5 protein-coding genes and 2 pseudogenes are annotated in these 5918 nt (G+C 40.3%); 4 read left to right on the forward strand and 3 right to left on the reverse strand.

The genetic code is table 11. The features are described from left to right. Both sltY and trpR read left to right on the forward strand, forming a co-directional pair. Nucleotides 1–1311: pseudogene (gene sltY / locus BHE89_RS08485) on the forward strand (murein transglycosylase); the annotation flags it as partial. Between the two features lie 102 nt (nt 1312–1413). Further along, nucleotides 1414–1725: a trp operon repressor gene (gene trpR, locus BHE89_RS08490; RefSeq protein WP_069368661.1), complete on the forward strand. Its 312-nt coding sequence runs from the start codon at nt 1414–1416 to the stop codon at nt 1723–1725. A gap of 105 nt (nt 1726–1830) precedes the next feature. On the opposite strand, the gene yjjX is transcribed toward trpR, so the two are convergent. Then, nucleotides 1831–2367 carry an inosine/xanthosine triphosphatase gene (gene yjjX, locus BHE89_RS08495; RefSeq protein WP_069368660.1) on the reverse strand — a complete coding sequence of 179 codons (537 nt, stop codon included), beginning with the start codon at nt 2365–2367 and terminating at the stop codon, nt 1831–1833. Nucleotides 2368–2418: 51 nt separating this feature from the next. On the opposite strand from yjjX, the gene gpmB reads away from it, so the two are divergent. Continuing rightward, nucleotides 2419–3066 carry a 2,3-diphosphoglycerate-dependent phosphoglycerate mutase GpmB gene (gene gpmB / locus BHE89_RS08500; protein WP_069368659.1) on the forward strand — a complete coding sequence of 216 codons (648 nt, stop codon included), beginning with the start codon at nt 2419–2421 and terminating at the stop codon, nt 3064–3066. A gap of 74 nt (nt 3067–3140) precedes the next feature. On the opposite strand, the gene robA is transcribed toward gpmB, so the two are convergent. After that, nucleotides 3141–4049, reverse strand: coding sequence for an MDR efflux pump AcrAB transcriptional activator RobA (gene robA, locus BHE89_RS08505; RefSeq protein WP_069368658.1), 909 nt, complete (start codon nt 4047–4049; stop codon nt 3141–3143). Between the two features lie 220 nt (nt 4050–4269). Between robA and creA the strand changes: the two are divergent. Continuing rightward, nucleotides 4270–4729: pseudogene (gene creA / locus BHE89_RS08510) on the forward strand (protein CreA). Nucleotides 4730–4940: 211 nt separating this feature from the next. Here the strand turns inward: creA and arcA are convergent. Then, on the reverse strand, nt 4941–5657 hold the full coding sequence (gene arcA / locus BHE89_RS08515) for a two-component system response regulator ArcA (RefSeq protein ID WP_006535263.1): 717 nt from the start codon (nt 5655–5657) through the stop codon (nt 4941–4943). Nucleotides 5658–5918 lie beyond the last annotated feature (261 nt).

The raw sequence follows: 5918 nt of genomic DNA on the forward strand, positions 1-5918 counted from the left end.
CTCAAAATTATCAAACTATCAGTGATGCTTTGGTTGAATTACAAGACTATCCAAGCTTAGTAGGACGCTATGCAACCGCGCTGTCACCGACAGATTTTTCTCGTGCCATCATACAATCTGCATTTTCACGTTGGGCAAGAAAAGATGCAGATGCAGCACGAGCACAGATTGATAATATTGCGCATGCACAAAAAAATGACGGCGAGTGAACGCCAGTTAATGCGTGATACTGTGGCGTGGCAATATATGCCTTATGCGACACCCGAGCAGGTTAAATGGCGTGATAGCGTTATTCAAGATACGGCATCGGATACATTACGTGAACGCCGTGTGCGCTTAGCATTAAGCCAAAACCAACCGGCTGAATTGGCATTGTGGCTAGAAAGACTTTCTCCTGAAAGTAAAAATAAGGAAGAATGGCGTTATTGGCGAGCAATAGTGTTGCAATCACAAGGTAAAAAGAGTGAAGCACAAGCCATTTTAGAAGCGCTAACACAAAATCGAGGTTTTTATCCGATGGTTGCAGCCGCCAAATTAGGTAAGCCTTATGTGATGGTGATAGATAAAGCCCCAAGTGTTTCATCAAGCATCCCTAATCAACCAGAAATACAGCGTGTTCGTGAATTAATGTATTGGCAGATGGATAACTTAGCGCGATCAGAGTGGGCAAACTATGTTGCTTCACAGCCAGCGCAAATACAGTCTGAATTAGCGCGTTATGCGTATGAGCAAAAATGGGCTGATTTAGCGGTGCAAGCCACGATAACAGGGAAAATGTGGGATCATCTAGAAGAACGCTTTCCTCTTGCTTGGAAAAATGAGTTTGAGCAATACACGAAAGATAAATCCATAGATCGTAACTATGCGATGGCTATTGCTCGTCAAGAAAGTGCGTGGGATCCTCAGGCTCGCTCTTCAGCTGGCGCAACAGGCTTAATGCAGATCATGCCCAAAACAGCAGAGTTTACGGTAAAACAAGCGGGTATTACGGGATATGTCAGTAGTGCACAGCTAACCAATCCAGTGAAAAATATTGAGATTGGTACGGCTTATCTTGACTCTGTTTATCAACGTTTTAATCAAAACCGCATTTTAGCAAGTGCTGCGTATAATGCGGGGCCTGCGCGTGTTGATCGTTGGTTATCTGATGCGAATGGTCAATTAGATGCGATCGCGTTTGTTGAAAGTATTCCTTTTGCTGAAACGCGAGGTTATGTGAAAAATGTACTCTCCTTCGCTGTTTTTTATAGCTATTTTGCGGGTGAACAGCAGCCTGTACTGACTGAAAAAGAGTGGAATAGTCAGTATTAATAGATAATCACTCGTATTTATCGATGGGGGCCTCTTTGTACATTAGCAAAGTATGTTATATTATGTACTAGTTAATGAGTGTGGCAAAAAGAGGTTCCCACGATGCAAGATCCTGCATTATCACCTGAAGAGAATGAGCACTGGCTAAGATTTGTTGAGTTATTACAACATGCTTTTGAGCAAGATGTGCAATTTCCTATTTTACAACTTTTAATGACGCCTGATGAACGTAGTGCATTGGCAACACGAGTTCGCATTGTGCAAGAGTTAATGCGAGGAAACTTAAGTCAGCGTGAGTTAAAAGAAGAGTTAGGCGTTGGTATTGCCACCATCACTAGAGGCTCTAATAGTTTAAAAACAGCGCCACATGATGTGAAATTATGGCTTGAAAAAGAGCTAATGACGAAAAGCTAGTCGCACTGTTATGATCTAAACTAGAATAATAAAAAGCCATTTAATTATTTGATTAAATGGCTTTTTTGTTTCTAATCTATCTAAAGAAACGTATCAGATTAATGATTAATCTTCTTTTTGATTGAGTTCTTTGTAGATGTCATGAGTCACGGGTACTAATGCCAGTACTAATGCTTGTTGATACACAGAAGTGCGACTAAGTAGACCATCAGTAAAATAACCAATCGCGCCGCCGCGCTGTTTAATGTTGTCAATTTTTGTTAAGAACGCCATTTCATCGCCAAGCTCACGACCTTCACGGATCCCTTTTAAGATCTGTTCTGGTAGCATAAGGCTTGCTGAACGTGACTCTCCCCGAATTTGACCATGTTCGACAACAATCCAAGCAAAGGTCATATCATCTTCAATACCCGCTTCGACGCCAACCCAAAAATCAGCTTCAGGGCGAACTTGGCGGGCAGCCATCACACGTTGACGTGCGCCAGTTCTCGTTTCTGAATTTCCGATAGGTTGCTGTGGAACACGACTATCGACATTAATATCTTCAATATCAAAGGTATCTTTACCGAATACTTGCTCAAAAGCGAGTTTTATTGCGTTGATTTTTGCTGGATTCGTAGTGGCTGCAATGACATGATACATAATGAATTAATCATCCTTTGAAAAATTAGAGCAGTATAACGGAAAAAATGTATGTTACAGGTCTATCTTGTTCGCCACGGTGAAACTGAATGGAACGTGGCGAGACGTATTCAAGGGCAATCTGATAGCCCTCTAACAGCAAATGGCGTGCGTCAAGCACAGCAAGTTGCTGAAAAAGTAAAATCAGCAGGTATTACCCACATCATCTCAAGCGATCTTGGCCGTACTCGTCAAACGGCAGAAATCATTGCACAAGCTTGTGGCTGTGAAGTGATAACTGACCCACGTTTACGTGAACTCAATATGGGCGTTCTTGAACAGCGAGAGATCGCAACATTAAATACACAAGAAGAGGCTTGGCGCAAGAGTTTGATTGATGGTACACCTGATGGACGAATTCCCCAAGGAGAATCAATGGCAGAATTAGCAAGTCGTATGCAGGCTGCGCTAAATCAATGTCTTGATTTACCCGAAAATAGCCGCCCACTCTTAGTCAGTCATGGTATTGCTTTAGGGTGTTTACTGAGCACCGTGTTGGGATTACCTGCCTATGCTGAGCGCCGTTTAAGGCTGCGTAACTGTTCCATTTCACGCGTTGATTATCAAAATAGCCCTTGGCTTGCTAATGGCTGGGTGATTGAAACGGCGGGGGATGTGAGTCATCTGACCGATATTGCACTAGATGAAGTTCAGCGCTAAAAAATAAAAGCTCTCTTTTCATATCACAAAGAGAGCTTTTTCTTATCAGGTGTGCCGTAAATCCGGGGAGGATGTTAAGCGGTTACATCTTCGCGTTTAATTGGAATGTAATACTCAAACCGTTCTATATGATCCTGTGGTTCAGTCACCATCTCATTGCTGTAACGCACATTTTTAAGATAGTATTTTTCAACGTCATAGCCTTTACGGCGCGTTAATCCCATTTTAGGTAAACAGACACCATAAATTAGGAATAAAAATTCCTGCATTGCCCCCCGTTTTGCCTCACCTTCAAAATCAAAGCGAATGTAATCGCCGCCAGCAAGAGTGACCTCATTTGCCGCATCATCCTCGACAAATGTTGCATAATCTGGCTCAACGGCGGTTGTGTAAAGTACACGTTGTTCATCTTCATGCTCATCGCTATGCTGTGCGTGGTGAAGCCCATAAACTTGATGAGGGACAGCATTTATTTTGCTCATGTAATAGTGCCAAAAAGTTTGGCGCATGTTAGAGCAGGCTTCCGCCCATTGCTCAAGTGTGTGGCTACACGTTTGCTCAATACCAATTAATTTCTTCTCAGATAGCGTTACAAATTCCCATTTAGGTAAACGCTGAGGATCTAGGGTAATGGGTGGGCAAATGCCTACCGCACACCATTCATCGGTTCGACGATAAAGTGCGGGTGTTCTATCAAACTGTTTTTTAAAAGCGCGGGTAAACGTCTGCTGAGAATCAAAACGATATTGCAAAGCAATGTCTAAAATAGGGCGGCTCGTTAAACGTAATGCAACGGCTGCACGGGATAGACGCCTTGAACGAATATAAGAACCAATCGCTTGTCCTGTAACTTCTTTAAACATGCGTTGTAGATGCCACTTGGAGTAACCTGCTTTGGTTGCGACATTATCGAGGGATAATGGCTTATCGAGGTTACTATCAAGCCAAGCGAGCAAATCACGTATGATGTTGGTTTGATCCATACATCTCCCTTAGTCATATTCGTTTGTTATTGCCGTAGATGGTAAAGAGCCTGAACATCTATAACAAGTTATATTGTTAGACAATCATAAAATATAGTCTTTTTCATCGACTAATGTACACAAATTCTTCTATCAGTTAGTAATAGATTGTTTTATTCTAGACGAAATTATTTTCTCATCTTTTCAATGGAACAAGGTAAATATGTTAAATTTCAAAAAGATGCTAGCAGTGTCTATTTTACTCCCTTTTTCTTTGATGGCAAAAGCAGAAGAAATTGGCTATGTGGATACGGTATTTAAGTTTTTTTGGCGCTAACCATAAAATTGTGATTGAAGCATTTGATGATCCTGAAGTGAAAAATGTTACATGTTATTTAAGCCGAGCAAAGACCGGGGGCATTTCAGGAAGTCTAGGTCTTGCGGAAGATACTGCTGATGCTGCTATCTCTTGTCAGCAAGTAGGGCCTATTGAACTAAGTGAAAAGGTTATTAAAGGGAAAAACAATGGCGATGTTGTTTTCCAGAAAAGAACATCACTCGTCTTTAAAAAGCTTCAAGTTGTGCGTTTTTATGATAAACAGCGCCACGCTTTGGTTTACCTGACTTACTCAGACAAAGTCATTGATGGTTCACCAAAAAATGCGATTAGTGCAGTGCCCATTATGCCGTGGAAAGAGTAACTTTTATTTACTAGAGAAATTAATAGGTTAATAAAATTAATATGAAAAAGGTTTAAATTTTTTTTAGAAAAGAAGTTGTCTTTTTTTTTCAAAATAGTCGCAGAGATCAATTTTTACCTTTTGTGATTTTATTAATCCTACTTTAGATAAAAGAAAACCCCTAAATAGTATCAGGGGTTTTTATTAGTTAAGTGCTTGATATTGGATCAAATCACTCGTCTAAATCACCACAGAAGCGATAACCTTCACCATGAATTGTTGCAATAATTTCTGGTGTATCTGGTGTAGACTCAAAATGCTTACGAATACGACGGATGGTTACGTCAACAGTACGATCATGAGGTTTCAGTTCACGACCAGTCATTTTCTTCAGTAATTCTGCACGAGTTTGAATTTTTCCTGGATTCTCGCAGAAATGTAGCATCGCACGAAATTCACTGCGTGGTAATTTATATTGTTCTCCAGCAGGGCTGATTAGTGAGCGACTGTTAATATCAAGCTCCCAACCATTGAATTTATAGCTTTCAACTAAACGACGTTCTTCTGTGCCATTAACTAAATTCATGGTACGTGACAGTAAGTTACGTGCACGAATCGTTAATTCACGAGGATTAAATGGTTTAGTAATGTAATCATCGGCACCGATTTCTAGGCCTAAGATTTTATCAACTTCATTATCACGACCCGTTAGGAACATTAATGCAACACTTGCCTGTTCACGTAATTCACGAGCAAGTAACAGCCCATTTTTACCAGGAAGGTTAATATCCATAATGACCAGATTAATATCATGATCAGATAGAACATTGTGCATTTCGTTGCCATCAGTGGCTTCGTGCACGATATACCCTTCAGCTTCGAATATGCTTTTCAGGGTATTACGAGTAACAACTTCGTCTTCAACAATCAGAATGTGCGGGGTTTGCATATTTGCTACCTAAAATTACCAAAAATAGAAAAAGGAAATCTGTGTTTAACTTCTGTGTGCGCTTGTGTGGTTATTCATTTTTTGTTATTTAGCACGTAAAAAACTAGACCCAGATTGAAATTCGATAAATAACCATCACGTTATTACAAAACTTACAATTTTTAATCGATAATGAGCGCTAAAATCAGAATGCAAAACGCCCATACGTCTATTAACAGCAATATAACACCAGTTGATATTAAATACCATCTAAAAAGCTAA

The organism is Shigella sp. FC1967, from assembly GCF_001743005.1.
In the GTDB taxonomy this organism is placed as follows: domain Bacteria; phylum Pseudomonadota; class Gammaproteobacteria; order Enterobacterales; family Enterobacteriaceae; genus Proteus.

What these genes read in the sequence shown, in the direction of transcription:
- trpR (WP_069368661.1), top strand. Translation starts at nt 1,414, where the DNA reads ATGCAAGATCCTGCATTATCACCTGAAGAGAATGAGCACTGGCTAAGA.
- yjjX (WP_069368660.1), bottom strand. Translation starts at nt 2,367, where the DNA reads ATGTATCATGTCATTGCAGCCACTACGAATCCAGCAAAAATCAACGCA.
- gpmB (WP_069368659.1), top strand. Translation starts at nt 2,419, where the DNA reads ATGTTACAGGTCTATCTTGTTCGCCACGGTGAAACTGAATGGAACGTG.
- robA (WP_069368658.1), bottom strand. Translation starts at nt 4,049, where the DNA reads ATGGATCAAACCAACATCATACGTGATTTGCTCGCTTGGCTTGATAGT.
- arcA (WP_006535263.1), bottom strand. Translation starts at nt 5,657, where the DNA reads ATGCAAACCCCGCACATTCTGATTGTTGAAGACGAAGTTGTTACTCGT.